Here is a 13,062-nt window from a genome sequence, read left to right on the forward strand (position 1 = left end):
GACTGGATCCATAGCTACAATCACCACAGACCCCATACAGGCATCGGCGGCAAATCACCCATCAACCGTGCTCACAACGTCAGTGGGAACAACAGCTAGAGCACTGCTGAGGCCGAAGGACAGATGTACGGCACGCTCGAAGTGTGACCAGAAACGAACCTAAAACCCCCTTAGCGTAACCAGAATTGGCCCGTACTCTTCCGTGTCAGCGCGTAAACTAAATGCATGAAAACCGCGGAAATCCGCGGGATTCTGCCCCCAGTGTGCGTGGACGAAAAGGTCGAGACGACTATCAGTTGTTCTTGGTTCGAGTCCAGGTACCCCAGCAGTAATAGGTGCAGGATTTCGCGGCGATATCACCCATCGCCCATCCTCTCCCCTTGGCCCGGGCCCGCTCCGGTGTTTAGAACCACTATCACAAGCTCCATGCGGGGCTGCAGCGGCGTTTCGCCGCCCGGGTTGATTCGCTTTCGTCACGACGCAACCGGACTGACACTCGACGCCGTTCGGCGTTCAGCCCGCAGCGCCAAGGTGCACACTGCGATGTCTTTCCCGGCTTGTCGGGATGCGGTGGACAATCTGATTTTCAGACGATGACTCGATCAGTTGACGGATGGTTTGCTGCGCCGCTGGTGCCAGGAATCGACGCATAACGACCGTCGGCATGCGCTTTTCGGATCGGTATGAGCCTGGCCAGCGCGTTTCATCAAACCTTCACATGCTCGGGGGCTGGAGCTTCATGCGCGGTCTGCATGCTGGTGTGTAGACACCAACTTGGTGGCTGAACGCGAAAGGTGTTGAGACTGATGAAATTCAATCGGAAGAACGTGACCGCTGGTGTTGCGGGACTCGGGCTTGTCGGAGCGCTTGTCACGGGCGGTGTTGCCGCGGCGCAGGCATCTACCGGTGATGGGGCTATTTCCCAGCCACCATCGACGACCTCGTCGTCAGTTGGCGAGCACCGGTCAGGCCACTTGGCCGGCATGGCATTCGGGCAGAGTTCGCCCATGGTCGCGATCGCGAGCTACCTCGGCTTGAGTCGGACGGAGCTGCAGGACCGGGTCCAGTCGGGTGGGTCCCTCGCGGATGTCGCTGAAGCCCAGGGAAAATCGGTTTCTGGGCTCAAAGACGTAATTCTCTCGCAGCAGAGGACCACTCTCGACTCCAACAGCACTCTGTCATCTGATGACAGGGAGGCAGCCGTAGAACAGATGAGGAGCCGCATTGACCCGATGCTGAACGCGACCCACACCCCAGGTGAGGGGATGGGCATGGGTTCGGGAGTCGGTATGCACTCGGGCGCAGGGATGGGCGTAGGGATGGGCTTGGGAATGGCGCGGACCTGACCGTCTCCTGAACAGGCGGAGCGGTCCACGGGCTGCCTGGATGTACGAAAATAAACACAAACTGAAGGAGCAGAAGAAATGATGTGGGGAAACGGATACAACATGACGTGGGGATGGCCGGTAGGGCTGCTCATGCTCGTCGCAGTCATCCTCCTTGTTGTCTGGGTTGTGCGGGCTTTTGCTGACGGAACTGAACGCGGAGGGTTCCGCGGGACTACTCCGCTGAGCCGCGGACAAGGCGAGCGCAGTCCAGCGCGTCAAATACTCAATGATCGCTTCGCGAAGGGTGAATTGAATGAAACGGAATACCGAGAACGGTTGCAGGTGCTCGAGAGGTAAGGCCTGAGTTGGTCCTCCCTCGCCGAGTCCCTGGGGCGCAGTGCAGAGTCCGTGCCGCCGGACGGCGATAATCAGAAGAAAAGGGGTGAGCGATGCAGAAGGTCCTGGTTGTCGACGACGAGGCGCAGATCAGGACGGTCCTGCGCGGCTACCTGGAAGCGGAAGGTTATGACGTAGCGGAGGCCGCGGACGGCGCCGAGGCGCTTGCGGTACTCCATAAGGACCCTCCCGCTCTCGTGCTGCTGGATGTAATGCTGCCGGGGATCGACGGGCTGGAGGTTCTCCGGCAGTTGCGAGGCTTCAGCGACGCGTACGTGATCCTCGTCACGGCCAGGGCGGAGGAGGTCGACAAGCTCGTGGGGCTCGGTGTGGGTGCGGATGACTATGTGACCAAGCCATTCAGCCCGCGCGAGGTGACGGCTCGAGTGAAGGCAATGCTCCGTCGTGACAATCGGGATGAGCGAACCGACAGAGACGCCCTGCTTCGCTTCGATGGATTGTCCATCAAACCCGCCCACCGAGAGGTTGAGGCGAATGGAGTCTCCGTGGGGTTGTCGAGCCTGGAGTTTGATCTTCTCACCGCACTCGCAACCGAGCCCGGGCGGGTGTTTTCCCGGGCACAACTGCTTAAAAAAGTCTGGGGCTACGATTTCTACGGCGACGAACGGGTCGTCGATGTTCACATCCGCAGTTTGCGCGCACGACTCGGCGACGATGCCGGCGATCCACACCTGATCGCCACGGTGCGGGGCGTGGGCTACAAGTTTGTGGCCGGGCCCAGATGAAGATGCGCCTCTCGCTGCGCCTGTTCATCTCCTATGCCGCTATTGCCGTGGTCGGCGGCATGGTGGCTTATCTGACGATCTCGCTGCTCGCTCCTCGACTGTTCGAAGACCGGCTGGGGATGATGATGGACAGTGAGGGCACCGGAATGTCGATGGGGGCCATGGACGCGACCAGCGTGCGCTCCGCCTTCCTATCCGCGCTCACGACCTCGCTGATCGTCGGGGTACTGGCCAGCGTCATCGCCGCAGGTTTCGTCGCCGCGGCAGTCACGGGGCGCCTACTTCGCCCCCTCAACGCTGTGCGGGCCGCGACCAAACTGATCGCTGCCGGAAAATACGGAGGCAGGGTCCCCGTCCCCTCCGAGCCGGAACTCGCAGCGCTGGCCACAGACGTCAACACGCTGGCCCAGGCCCTGGCCGATACCGAGTCACGGCGAACCCGGCTGCTCGGGGAGGTTGCGCATGAAATGCGAACCCCACTGACCGTTCTGGACGGCTACGTCGAGGGGCTGATCGATGGCGTGTTCACCGCCAGCCCCGACACATTCGCCTCCCTCAGCGAGGAACTGCGCCGCCTGCATCGCCTCTCCGATGACCTGTCCAGCCTGTCGCGCGCTCAAGAACAGCGGCTCGACCTGCATCCAGTCGATGCCGACCTGGCCGATCTTGCTCGCCGCACGGCCAACCGGCTCGCTCCGCAATTCGAAGATTCGGGCGTGACGTTGACACTCAACGTCGCCACGCCGCTGCCCGTGCACGTGGACCCGGACCGGATCACCCAGGTTCTGACCAACCTTTTCGGCAACGCCCTGCTCGCCACCCCGGCGGGCGGTGCGGTCACCATCACGACGCACGGCGCCGACGGCCGTGGTGAGGTCGTCGTGATCGACACGGGAGTGGGCCTGGCCGAGGAGGACACAGACCGTGTTTTCGAGCGGTTCTACCGTGTGCCCGGACAGGCCCGCCGCTCCGCCGGATCAGGGATCGGTCTCACGATCGCCCGGGAAATAGCGCGTGCGCACGGCGGGGACGTGACGGCCTCGTCGGGAGGGACAGGGCAGGGAGCCAGATTCGCGGTCGTGGTACCCCTGCGGGCCGGCGCCAGATCAGGCTGAAACTCCGACGTCATTCCCTGCTCCGTCAGCCGATGTGGTGGCCGTCGTGCTCTCGGGCTGTCGCGGGAGGCGCAGCCGCTTGAGCAGCAGCGCGTTGACCGCGACGATGACGCTGGAGCCGGACATGGAGATGGCGGCGATTTCCGGACTGAGCCGGATGCCGAACGTCGGAAAGAAAACGCCGGCGGCAATGGGGAGCGCGATCGCGTTGTAGCCGACCGCCCAGCCGAGGTTTTGGCGCATTTTGCGCACGGTGCCTTTCCCGATGCGCAGGGCGATGGGGACGTCGAGGGGGTCTGACCGCATCAGGACTACGTCCGCCGTGTCGATGGCGACGTCCGTCCCCGCCCCGATGGCGATGCCCAGGTCCGCCTGTGCCAAGGCCGGAGCGTCGTTGACTCCGTCGCCGACCATCGCGACTCGCTTGCCGGACGCCTGCAGCTCCTTGATTTTTGCGGCCTTGTCTTCCGGGAGCACCTCGGCGATCACAACATCGATCTGGAGCATGGATGCGATCCGCTGCGCGGTCGCCTCATTGTCGCCGGTGAGCATGACGACCTCGATTCCCGCTTCGTGAAGAGCGACAACGGCGGCCGCCGCGGTCTCTCGAACGGCGTCAGCCAAGGCGATGACCCCAGCGGCCTTCCCGTCGACGGCGACGAGGACCGCCGTCCGTCCGGTGGCGGCCAACGTCTGACGCTGGGCGGACACCGGATCAATATCGATGCCCTGGGCGACCATGAGTTTGCGGTTGCCGACGAACACCTGGCGTCCTGCGACTGTTGCGCCGGCACCATGTCCCGGAACATTGCGGAACGCAGTTGCTTCCAACGCAGTCGCGCCGCGCCCGACGGCGTAACTGACGACGGCTGCGGCGAGCGGATGCTCGGACTCCCGTTCCACTGCAGCGACAAGGGCCAACAACTCGACCTCATCCATCCCAACAGCAATGAAGTCCGTCACCTCTGGTTCGCCCCGGGTCAGAGTTCCCGTCTTGTCCAGGACGACCGTGTCGATTCGAGCCGAAGTCTCCAACGCGGTCGCAGTTTTAAAGAGGACACCGCGTTTGGCGCCCAGACCGGTGCCGACCATGATGGCGGTCGGTGTCGCCAGGCCCAACGCATCCGGGCAGGTGATGACGACGACGGTGATCGCAAAGAGGATCGCGGTAGGAAGGCTCGCGCCGGCCAAGAGCCACGCACCCAGGGTGGCGCTGCCGCCAATGAGGGCTACGAGCACAAGCCAGAACGCCGCACGGTCGGCCAGACGTTGTCCGGGGGCCTTGGAGTTCTGTGCTTCCTGAACCAGGGCCACGATCTGCGCGAGCGCGGTATCGGCGCCGACCTTGGTCGCCCGCACGCGAAGGGTTCCGGTGGTGTTCACTGTGGCGCCGATCACGTTGGATCCGATGCTCTTGGCGACGGGAAGGCTCTCCCCGGTGACCATGGATTCGTCGATGTCGGACTCGCCGTCCTCCACAACCCCGTCGGTTGGAATCTTCCCACCGGGCCGCACCAGGAGCAGGTCGCCGGGGACAACCTCCGCGGTCGGGACCTCAACCGGTTCCCCGTCGCGGATGACGAATGCCATCGACGGGGCCAACTCGAGCAGCGTGCGGATGGCGTCGTTTGCGCCGCCCCTGGCCCGCATTTCAAACCAGTGGCCCAGGAGGACGAAGCTGGTCAGAACGGTCGCAGCCTCGTAGAAAACTTCCCCACCACCGGTGAGGGTGACAGACAGGCTATAGAGCCAGCCCGCTCCGACACCGACGGCTACCAGAACCATCATGTCCAGGGTTCGAGCCCGCAGCGCCCGGAAGGCCCCATCGAAAAAGATCCAAGCCGAATAGAAAATGACCGGCAGAGACAGGATCAACGCGAAAACGTCATCCCGCAGCCCGAACGGGGCAGGAACCGCGAAACCGAAAACGTCGCGGCCGATCGGCGACCACAGGGTGATCGGAACCGACAGGATCGCCGCCACCATGAACCGGTTGCGCATGTCCCGGATCATGCCGGCCATGGACATGTCGCCGTGCGCGCCACCATGCCCCATGGTCTCCTGCATGGTTCGAGGCGGTTGTCCGGTCTTCATTTCATGTTCGGTGTGGTCGGTGACGGATGACGCCACCGGATCGCAGATGTGATCGGGCACGGAGCGTCCAGCGCAGTGGTAACCGCATTCCCGGACCCATGCCGCCAGATCAGTGACGGAGGTCTGCCTGGGATCGAAGGTCACGCTCGCGGTTTGCGCTACCGGATTCGCATCAACGCTCAACACGCCGGGGCGGCGGGCGAGCACCGACTCGACGATCGCTCGCGAGGATGCCCATTGAACGCCCTGCACTTCGAGGACAGTAGTTTCGGCTTCCTGAGTCATGTGAATCTTCCATTCTGAAGAATCGGCCTCACAGCGACAATCTCCGTGTCGAACACTCTCAGCCTATACCCATGGGGGGTATACGATCGGGGCGATCCACCTCGTCGGCGGGAGGCTGTCGTAGGGCCTCTGGGTCGTTAATCAGGCAACGCTACTAGGATAGATAGTATTCCGGAATGCTTCTACCGGCTCACGGCTCACTTGTCGTTCGCTGCTCGCCGTGACGGCTTGAGGCGCACTGAACGACTACCCCTTCCGGGAGGATGCACCGCCTGAAAAGGGGGAGTGGTGCACGCCGTTTGATTGTCCAAAATACCCCAAGGGGTATGCTTGCGGCAGTGTCTATTCTCGAAATATGAGTCGAAGGAGTCGGATCATGATGTGGGGCTATGGAGGAAGTATGGGGCTGTACTGGCTCTTCGGGCTGCTGACAATTGTCGGTATCTCGTTGCTGGTCGTGCTCATGGTTCGGCTGTTTTCTGGCGATCGTAGTGTCGGGCGGAAACAGGGGGGAGAGGTTGGGCTAGGCCGCGCGCGCCAGATACTGGATGAACGTTTCGCCAGGGGTGAGCTGACCGCAGAGCAGTACCGCGAACAGCGCGCAGTCTTGGGCGAGGATAAGCGGTGAAGCCTCTCAGCCGTCGAAGCGCTCTCACGCTCGGTGGCCTCGGGCTGGCGAGCACGGTTGCCGGGGGAGCGGGACTTCTCTGGAGCCAGCAGACAGCATCGCCTTCGGCCACCAGCTCAGGCTTTGGGGCGCCCTCCGGGGATCCACTGGTTCAGCCGCCCGAGCTGCGTAGCGCCGATGGCCGCCTCAAGGTACGCCTGGATGCTGCACCGGGGGACGTGAAGATTTCCGGTCGCGGTGCCACCGTGCTGAGCTATAACGGGGGCGTGCCGGGGCCTACCCTACGCGTTCAGGCGGGCGACACGCTCAATGTGAGCCTGCACAACGGCCTCAACGATCCGAGCAACCTGCACGTGCACGGATTGCATGTTTCTCCGTCGGACAACGGCGACAACATGTTCGTGACCGTGAAGGCCGGAGAGTCATTCGACTACGAATATCAGCTGCCGCCTGATCACCCGCCGGGAGTGTACTGGTATCACCCGCACCACCACGGGTTCGTCGCCGATCAGGTCTTCGGCGGCCTTTACGGGGCCATCATTGTCGAGGACCCCACTCCCATCAGGGCAACGCGAGAGCGCGTGCTCGTCATCTCAGACATCACACTGGACAGCCTGGGCCGCATCCCTCCCGTCACGCCGTCGGAACAGATGGCGGGACGGGAAGGACAACTCGTTCTGGTCAACGGGCAGGTGAATCCGGTGATGACCGCCCGTCCGGGGGAACGCGAACGTTGGCGCATCGTCAACGCCTGTGTGTCCCGGTACCTGCGGCTGCGTCTCGACGGGCAGGAACTACAACTCCTCGGCATCGACTCGGGACGGTTCCAGACCCCCGGCGACGTCGATGAGGTAGTGCTGTTACCCGGCAACCGAGCGGACCTCCTGGTTACCGCTGTCTCAGGGACATCCATCTTCCAGACCCTGCCCTACGACCGCGGCGGCCCGAACGGAATGATGGGCGGGATGATGGGCGGCGGCGCTGGACCAAGCGGGCAGGCCGCTCAGAGCAACCCTCGCGGCTTTTCAGTGGCGACACTAACGGTGTCCGGTGATGCGATGACCGCCCTGTCCGCAGTCCCCGAGCAGGCCGTGCCCCCAGATCTTCGTTCGCGGCCCGTGACGGCGCGTCGCGAGCTCACGTTCGGGATGGGAATGGGCGGGATGAGGGGCGGCTCGATGATGAGTTTCACCATTAATAAAGAGGTGTTCGATGCGGACAGAACAGACACCACGGTTCAGGCCGACAGCATCGAAGAATGGACCCTGACAAACACCAGCCAGATGGACCACCCCCTGCACCTGCACGTTTGGCCAATGCAGCTCGTTGAGGAAAATGGCAGGGCGGTCGAGTTGGTGGTTCGGCAAGACGTTGTCAATGTTCCGGCAGGGGGACGAGTGAAGGTCCGCATCGCCTTCGACGACTTCGCCGGACGGACTGTCTATCACTGCCACATCCTCGATCACGAGGACAACGGGATGATGGGCGTCATTGAAGCAAAGTAACAACGACTCCTGACAGGGGCTTTCCTGTGTGACCGCGGTTCACTGCGACGGGAGCCAACTTCGGCTACTACTATGAAAGATAGTAGACAAAGAAGGAGGCGCTCATGCGCTCACGAATCTGGATCATCTCCCTGGCCGCTGGAGCGTTGCTTGCAGCAGGCACCGTCGCTCCGGCCTACGCGGCCGAGGGCAGCAGCCCTCCGGCCCCGGCGGGTCAGGCCGAGGATAGCGCCCGCGGACACATGGCCGCGATGCACAGAGCACCTGGCCTGGTGAAAATGCACGAACAGATGATGGCCGGGATGTCCGACACGGCTGACATGACGGCCGGTGCACCCGGCATGGCGAAAATGCACGAGCAGATGATGGCCCATCACCCGGCTGGCGACGCTTCGTCGGAGGCTGGCAATAAAAGCCTGGAGGCGTCACGGTGAGTACGGCGCTCTATGGTCTGGCCCTCCTGGCCTGCCCAGCGGCTATGGGCTTGATGATGTGGTTCATGATGCGAGGGAAGACGACAGCTGATGCGCCGAAGTCGCTGTCGGCGGCCGATGAAATGGAGTTGACCACACTGCGCGCGGAGGTGGACATGCTGCATCTGCCGAATTGAGGTTCTTATTCAGCCTCAACACCTGTTCGATGGCCGTCAGTGCGGTTGCAGTGTGAGATCCGGGCTTCCGGGGGAATGCGCAGCGTCGATCACATCGTCAAGGACTGCTCGTCCTCCGGGCACGGGTCCATTGTTCCCGCTGCGGATGCGGGGGCGATGGCGAGGAACAAGGGCAATGCGATCAACAATCCCATAGCCAAAGCAGCGACGGTTGTCTTCCCGGCGCCGAGGGGCCGAGTCGGTGAAATAAGTCTCCTGACTCGGCTGGGAGCTGATTCTCCGCCAGCACCGAGGGCCGCCGCGGGGGTCAGCCCGTGTTCAGCCAAGCGCACCAAGGCGGTGGCGACTGTGGTCCGGTCACTATGACGGGCCGCACTGTCATCGGCGAGCATCTCGACGAGCCGGCCCAGTTCTCTGCGTGCGGTTCGAAATGCTGGGACACGGGGGAATGCATGCTGTAGCGCGTCGGCCGCCGCGAGGATGAGGTCGTGACGTCCCCGCAGGTGGGCCCGTTCGTGGGCCAGAACGGCGAGGAGCTGATTGTGATCCAACGCCGACAGGGCGGCACTGGTCAAGACGACCTGACGGACCCTGCCTGGTAGGCAGTACGCGGCGGCGGCCGGATGGTCGACGACGAGAGCGTCGTATCGGAGGTGGGGTTGCGCAATGAGGGCCAGGGCGTCCAGTTGTACTTTCCTGTTACGGGCTGCGATTGCCCGGTCCACGGCCAGGCAATAGGCGACCCGGACGAGGATGGCACTTGCGGCGGCAGCGCCGGTGGCGCTGACCACGGCACCGCCTGGCGTGGAGTATTGCGCGAGGAGGGCCATCGCGCAGGTACGGATCCAGTCGGCGAGGTTGATGGTCCAGGGAATCGCGGGGATGGCCAGGCTCGAACCGGCAAGCAGCACCGCCAAAACAATTGAGACGCTCAGCGTTTGCCACGCAGTGATCCCGATCCGGGGAGACCGCTCGAGCCACGACATCCGGCGCAATAGGGTCGGCCCCAGGACGGCCAGAATCACGGCGAGGACCGCCAAAACGGCTGGAGCAATCATGGCGCGGTGCTTGTGCGACCCTGAAGGTGCTCGTCAAGGGCAAGACGGAGGCTGGCGACTTCCTCTGGCGGAATATGGTCGAGGAAGTGCAAAAATGTCACCGAAGTGTCAGCTCCTCCGGCAAGGACTTCCCCCATGAACGCGGCAGTGTGCTGCTCACGAGTCTGCGCAGGTCGGTAAAGATACGCACGGCCGTCCTTCTCCCGAGTCAGAAAGCCTTTGCGGCGCAGGTTGTCCATAACTGTCATTACCGTTGTGTAGGCGAGTGTGCGCTCGCGTTGGAGATCCTCCAGCACCTCGCGAACGGCGACCGGGCGCCCCCAGGACCAGATGCGATCCATGACGTGCTGTTCCAGCGTGCCGAGTGGGCGCACCATGGGTTGTTCCCTTCTACGCTCTAATGGAAACGAAAACCCCTAATCAACTACCTTCCATAGTAACGTACGGTCCCTGCTGCGCCCGCGGGATCCCGTGCCGATCAGCCCTGGACGCCACCAGAGCAGGGTGCGCCGGGTTCGGGTGTCTGTGGGCCCTGTAGGTAGGTCTGCAGGAACAACTGCAGGCGGGGGTCATCCACGTTGTCCAGTTGCAGTTGTTTTCCCCAGGCGCTGGCGACAATCGGGGCGGGGAGGTCAGGATACGGGCTCAAGAGTTCGTATGGGTTCGACTCGGCATCAGCCGTCAGAGTGTCGATCTGCTCTTGCGGCAGATCGGATCGGTAGGTGACCCACACCGCGCCATGCTCGAGCGAGTGCACGGCCCGCCAGGTGTCTACCGGCTTCGTGTACACGCCGCAGTTTGTCAGCTCGGCCGAATGATCTCCGCCGACGGGGGGAAGCGTCGGAAACGCAACCTCGTTGACCACGTGGTCGCGGCTCAATCCATCAGAACTCTCCACGCCACTGATTGGCTTGTCTGCTGCCGATCTCGCCGCGTCCTGGTCTTTCTGGTTGACGATGAAGATGGAGACAACGGTCGCCACGAGGGTGATTGCGACGACGGTGCCCAAGCCGTAGATCCAGAAGCTCCGACGCCGCTCGCCCCGCTTCAGCTGTGCTCGTGCGGCCGCAACGATCGCCTGCCGATGTGCTCTGTCCTCTGTGTTCGGGTGTTCCATTTGGACGGTCCTCTCTATTGCTGATGTGCATTGTGGTGTACGGCAACGTTCTGTGAGCTGCCGTTCGAGCCCGGCTGCCCCTGGGCGGCTACGTCGGGGCGGGACAGCTGGAGCCGCAGCTTCTTCTCCGATAGCCTCCCGTAGCTGAACATGACGTCGTCGATCAGGATGCCGGGGGCAAAGATGATGCCGTTCCGAGCGGCCAGAGCCCGGCCTTCATCGGTGTCCAGGCCGATCGCCTCGACCTGAAAAGAGTAGTCCGCGGAGAGTCGGGACACTACCAGCTTGGCTTGATCGCAGGCGTGGCACGAGGCTTGCGTCAGTACGATGATTCGCATCAGGCGTCGGTCCGGACAGCCTGCATCTGGGTGAGTATCTCGTCTACCGGCACGTACATGGTGTAGTTCGGCGGGCCACCGTAGTCGGCGCGCCACTCAATTTCCCCCGTCGGCCCAACCAGGATGAAGCTGCGTCCGTTGCGGGATTCACCCATCATTCCTCACTTGTTGGTCTGGTAAGTCAGGGAGACATCCAGACGGGTGTCGGCCAAAGCGACCGCCGTCAGCTTGTCGTCGGCCATTTTCTGGGCGATCAGGTTCACCGGCCCGCTGGTGATGGTGAGGAGCTGATCGACGCCGACAGACTGCAGCTCGGTCTGGGCGGCGTCCAGATCGCGGATTTGGTCCCAGCACGGCTGGCACCCGATCCCCTCATGAAAAAAGAGCAGAACGGACTCGCCACGGTAGTCGCTGAGATTGACCGTCCCCCCAGCCGTGGAAGCGAGAGAAAAGTCGGGGGCTTCCGCGCCCGGGCCGGGAGCACCCACGGCGTAACTGACGGAGGTGGTGTTTTCCACAGCCGTGGGGGTCCCGTTCCAAGTGCTTTCCATGACCACCAGGATGGCTGCCGCAACCGCCATGATGCTCACGACCATCGTTGCCCGGCGCAACCCGGTGCTCCTGGCGCGTGACTGCAGGCGTATGCCCGGACGGCCTTTCTCCCGTGATGCCATTACTGTGACTTTTCTGTCTGGGCGCGCGTATGCGCCTGGTCGGGTCGGTTGCCGGAGGCGGTCGGCGTGGCTGCGTGCTTTCGGCTGCGGAGCGCCGTCCAGACCAAAGCGCCGAGAGCGGAGAAGACGGTGAGCGTCGAGATCCACCCTGGAATGAAGGCCAGGAACTGCTGGATGACGGCGGCCCAGTGCCCCAGTGCTGCGGCAAGTTCAACCTGCCACCCATCCGGTGCCATGCCCGGTCCCTGCACCGCGAGGACGACGGTGAGCACGCCAATGGCGATCATCAACCCGCTTGAGAGCACTGTTCCCACGGACAACCGCCACCGGGCCCGGGGCCCGATCGGAAGGGTCGTGGCCGCGAGCAGGCGACTTGCTCCCCAGTTTTTCTGTCCCACACCGACGCCAAGGCGCACAGGGGAGCGACCATCCCGAATACGTAGGCGACGCCCACTGCGGCGGCGGCCGGGAAAGACGAAGCGGCACCGGAGAGCGCCGCCACATCGGCGAGGACTGGGGCGCAGCACGCGCTGGCGGCACCGGAGAACACTCCGAGTCCGTACACCGAGCCGATGCTCGTTCCGCCGCCGCGCCCGGAGGGCATCGGTAGCATCATTTTCCAGCCCCCAGGGTGGCAACGCCCACTGCCACCATCGCGAGACCAGGCGGCCGTCGATCATGTGCTCGATGATGGCGCACACGCCGAGTCCGCTGGCGTCGGTTGCCGAGACGTCCTTCACGATGCCGTCCGCGACTGCCTGGATGGGAGTGTTCACGCCGGGATTCATGTCCAGGCCCTTGTTGAAGCTCGAGCAGCCGTCGCAGGACGGCACGCGCGGACCGCAGTCCGTCGTGATGAAGACCCCGACTGTGAACGGCCGCTGAACTGGCGAAGTCACGTCCTTGACATAGCTGCCCGACCTTTGGTTATAGGCGCCTGGCTACGGCTTCTGCACTCGTCCCACGGTGAAAACGTCGTGCAGGACGCTGACGGTGTCTGCTTCGTTGATGGGCACGACCTGGGGCGCGTCAGCGGCCAGTTGGCTCTGTGGATTCGCCGCGGCCGGGCCGGGTTTTGCGAGCGAGACACTGACGGCGAAAAGCGCGACGAAGGCCATCGCCACGACGCCGAACAATCGCCGCCGCACTGGTGGCGGAGCCGGTCGGT

Annotated in this window: 17 protein-coding genes; 8 read left to right on the top strand and 9 right to left on the bottom strand. The window is 63.4% G+C overall.

The features are described 5' to 3' along the window. The 3 genes from E3O28_RS10410 to E3O28_RS10425 all read left to right on the top strand — a co-directional run. A partial coding sequence (locus tag E3O28_RS10410; protein WP_134394301.1) for an integrase core domain-containing protein occupies positions 1-99 on the top strand: 99 nt, incomplete at its 5' end. A 1,678-nt stretch (positions 100-1,777) separates the two neighbouring features. Beyond that, complete coding sequence (locus E3O28_RS10420; protein WP_104102914.1) at positions 1,778-2,470, top strand: response regulator transcription factor; 693 nt, start codon at positions 1,778-1,780, stop codon at positions 2,468-2,470. Next, positions 2,467-3,585, top strand: a complete 1,119-nt coding sequence (locus E3O28_RS10425; RefSeq protein WP_104102917.1) for a HAMP domain-containing sensor histidine kinase — start codon at positions 2,467-2,469, stop codon at positions 3,583-3,585. The genes E3O28_RS10420 and E3O28_RS10425 overlap by 4 nt, the downstream gene beginning before the upstream one ends. On the opposite strand, the gene E3O28_RS10430 is transcribed toward E3O28_RS10425, so the two are convergent. Next, positions 3,577-5,964, bottom strand: coding sequence for a heavy metal translocating P-type ATPase (locus tag E3O28_RS10430; RefSeq protein ID WP_134415859.1), 2,388 nt, complete (start codon positions 5,962-5,964; stop codon positions 3,577-3,579). The genes E3O28_RS10425 and E3O28_RS10430 overlap by 9 nt on opposite strands. A gap of 376 nt (positions 5,965-6,340) precedes the next feature. Between E3O28_RS10430 and E3O28_RS10435 the strand changes: the two genes are divergently transcribed. The 4 genes from E3O28_RS10435 to E3O28_RS10450 all read left to right on the top strand — a co-directional run bounded on the left by E3O28_RS10435 (position 6,341) and on the right by E3O28_RS10450 (position 8,707). Next, positions 6,341-6,592 (top strand): SHOCT domain-containing protein, encoded by a 252-nt coding sequence (locus tag E3O28_RS10435; RefSeq protein WP_134341795.1) that lies wholly within the window; start codon positions 6,341-6,343, stop codon positions 6,590-6,592. After that, a complete protein-coding gene (locus E3O28_RS10440; RefSeq protein ID WP_134415861.1) occupies positions 6,589-8,097 on the top strand; it encodes a multicopper oxidase family protein in 1,509 nt (502 codons plus the stop codon). Before E3O28_RS10435 ends, E3O28_RS10440 begins: the two co-directional genes overlap by 4 nt. A 104-nt stretch (positions 8,098-8,201) precedes the next feature. Then, complete coding sequence (locus E3O28_RS10445; protein WP_104102926.1) at positions 8,202-8,531, top strand: hypothetical protein; 330 nt, start codon at positions 8,202-8,204, stop codon at positions 8,529-8,531. Then, positions 8,528-8,707, top strand: a complete 180-nt coding sequence (locus tag E3O28_RS10450) for a hypothetical protein (protein WP_134415863.1) — start codon at positions 8,528-8,530, stop codon at positions 8,705-8,707. The genes E3O28_RS10445 and E3O28_RS10450 overlap by 4 nt, the downstream gene beginning before the upstream one ends. 89 nt (positions 8,708-8,796) lie before the next feature. On the opposite strand, the gene E3O28_RS10455 is transcribed toward E3O28_RS10450, so the two are convergent. From E3O28_RS10455 to E3O28_RS10480, 7 genes are all read right to left on the bottom strand, one after another. Further along, positions 8,797-9,765, bottom strand: coding sequence for a M56 family metallopeptidase (locus E3O28_RS10455; RefSeq protein ID WP_134415865.1), 969 nt, complete (start codon positions 9,763-9,765; stop codon positions 8,797-8,799). After that, positions 9,762-10,142, bottom strand: a complete 381-nt coding sequence (locus E3O28_RS10460; RefSeq protein ID WP_134371666.1) for a BlaI/MecI/CopY family transcriptional regulator — start codon at positions 10,140-10,142, stop codon at positions 9,762-9,764. The genes E3O28_RS10455 and E3O28_RS10460 overlap by 4 nt, the downstream gene beginning before the upstream one ends. 101 nt (positions 10,143-10,243) lie before the next feature. Continuing rightward, positions 10,244-10,882: a DUF3105 domain-containing protein gene (locus tag E3O28_RS10465; protein WP_104102938.1), complete on the bottom strand. Its 639-nt coding sequence runs from the start codon at positions 10,880-10,882 to the stop codon at positions 10,244-10,246. A 14-nt stretch (positions 10,883-10,896) separates the two neighbouring features. Next, positions 10,897-11,220, bottom strand: a complete 324-nt coding sequence (locus tag E3O28_RS10470; protein ID WP_174721897.1) for a thioredoxin family protein — start codon at positions 11,218-11,220, stop codon at positions 10,897-10,899. After that, the gene (locus E3O28_RS16355) at positions 11,220-11,378 is read right to left on the bottom strand and encodes a hypothetical protein (protein ID WP_166784795.1); all 159 of its coding nucleotides are present in this window, start codon (positions 11,376-11,378) and stop codon (positions 11,220-11,222) included. Before E3O28_RS16355 ends, E3O28_RS10470 begins: the two co-directional genes overlap by 1 nt. 3 nt (positions 11,379-11,381) lie before the next feature. Next, on the bottom strand, positions 11,382-11,801 hold the full coding sequence (locus E3O28_RS10475; protein ID WP_277874715.1) for a redoxin domain-containing protein: 420 nt from the start codon (positions 11,799-11,801) through the stop codon (positions 11,382-11,384). 92 nt (positions 11,802-11,893) lie between these two features. After that, positions 11,894-12,181, bottom strand: coding sequence for a hypothetical protein (locus E3O28_RS10480; RefSeq protein ID WP_134371664.1), 288 nt, complete (start codon positions 12,179-12,181; stop codon positions 11,894-11,896). Positions 12,182-12,581: 400 nt separating this feature from the next. Between E3O28_RS10480 and E3O28_RS10485 the strand changes: the two genes are divergently transcribed. Beyond that, positions 12,582-12,779, top strand: a complete 198-nt coding sequence (locus tag E3O28_RS10485) for a hypothetical protein (RefSeq protein ID WP_134341789.1) — start codon at positions 12,582-12,584, stop codon at positions 12,777-12,779. A 56-nt stretch (positions 12,780-12,835) separates the two neighbouring features. On the opposite strand, the gene E3O28_RS16360 is transcribed toward E3O28_RS10485, so the two are convergent. Next, positions 12,836-13,012, bottom strand: a complete 177-nt coding sequence (locus E3O28_RS16360) for a hypothetical protein (RefSeq protein WP_166784797.1) — start codon at positions 13,010-13,012, stop codon at positions 12,836-12,838. Positions 13,013-13,062: the final 50 nt, after the last annotated feature.

It is taken from the genome of Cryobacterium sp. TMT2-14 (assembly GCF_004402465.1).
Lineage (GTDB): Bacteria > Actinomycetota > Actinomycetes > Actinomycetales > Microbacteriaceae > Cryobacterium > Cryobacterium sandaracinum.

Bases quoted from the DNA above. Each gene is read 5' to 3' on its own strand.
- E3O28_RS10420 (WP_104102914.1), top strand. From the start codon at position 1,778: ATGCAGAAGGTCCTGGTTGTCGACGACGAGGCGCAGATCAGGACGGTC.
- E3O28_RS10425 (WP_104102917.1), top strand. From the start codon at position 2,467: ATGAAGATGCGCCTCTCGCTGCGCCTGTTCATCTCCTATGCCGCTATT.
- E3O28_RS10430 (WP_134415859.1), bottom strand. From the start codon at position 5,964: ATGACTCAGGAAGCCGAAACTACTGTCCTCGAAGTGCAGGGCGTTCAA.
- E3O28_RS10435 (WP_134341795.1), top strand. From the start codon at position 6,341: ATGATGTGGGGCTATGGAGGAAGTATGGGGCTGTACTGGCTCTTCGGG.
- E3O28_RS10445 (WP_104102926.1), top strand. From the start codon at position 8,202: ATGCGCTCACGAATCTGGATCATCTCCCTGGCCGCTGGAGCGTTGCTT.
- E3O28_RS10455 (WP_134415865.1), bottom strand. From the start codon at position 9,765: ATGATTGCTCCAGCCGTTTTGGCGGTCCTCGCCGTGATTCTGGCCGTC.
- E3O28_RS10460 (WP_134371666.1), bottom strand. From the start codon at position 10,142: ATGGTGCGCCCACTCGGCACGCTGGAACAGCACGTCATGGATCGCATC.
- E3O28_RS10465 (WP_104102938.1), bottom strand. From the start codon at position 10,882: ATGGAACACCCGAACACAGAGGACAGAGCACATCGGCAGGCGATCGTT.
- E3O28_RS10470 (WP_174721897.1), bottom strand. From the start codon at position 11,220: ATGCGAATCATCGTACTGACGCAAGCCTCGTGCCACGCCTGCGATCAA.
- E3O28_RS16355 (WP_166784795.1), bottom strand. From the start codon at position 11,378: ATGATGGGTGAATCCCGCAACGGACGCAGCTTCATCCTGGTTGGGCCG.
- E3O28_RS10475 (WP_277874715.1), bottom strand. From the start codon at position 11,801: ATGGCGGTTGCGGCAGCCATCCTGGTGGTCATGGAAAGCACTTGGAAC.
- E3O28_RS10480 (WP_134371664.1), bottom strand. From the start codon at position 12,181: ATGATCGCCATTGGCGTGCTCACCGTCGTCCTCGCGGTGCAGGGACCG.
- E3O28_RS10485 (WP_134341789.1), top strand. From the start codon at position 12,582: ATGATGGCGCACACGCCGAGTCCGCTGGCGTCGGTTGCCGAGACGTCC.
- E3O28_RS16360 (WP_166784797.1), bottom strand. From the start codon at position 13,012: ATGGCCTTCGTCGCGCTTTTCGCCGTCAGTGTCTCGCTCGCAAAACCC.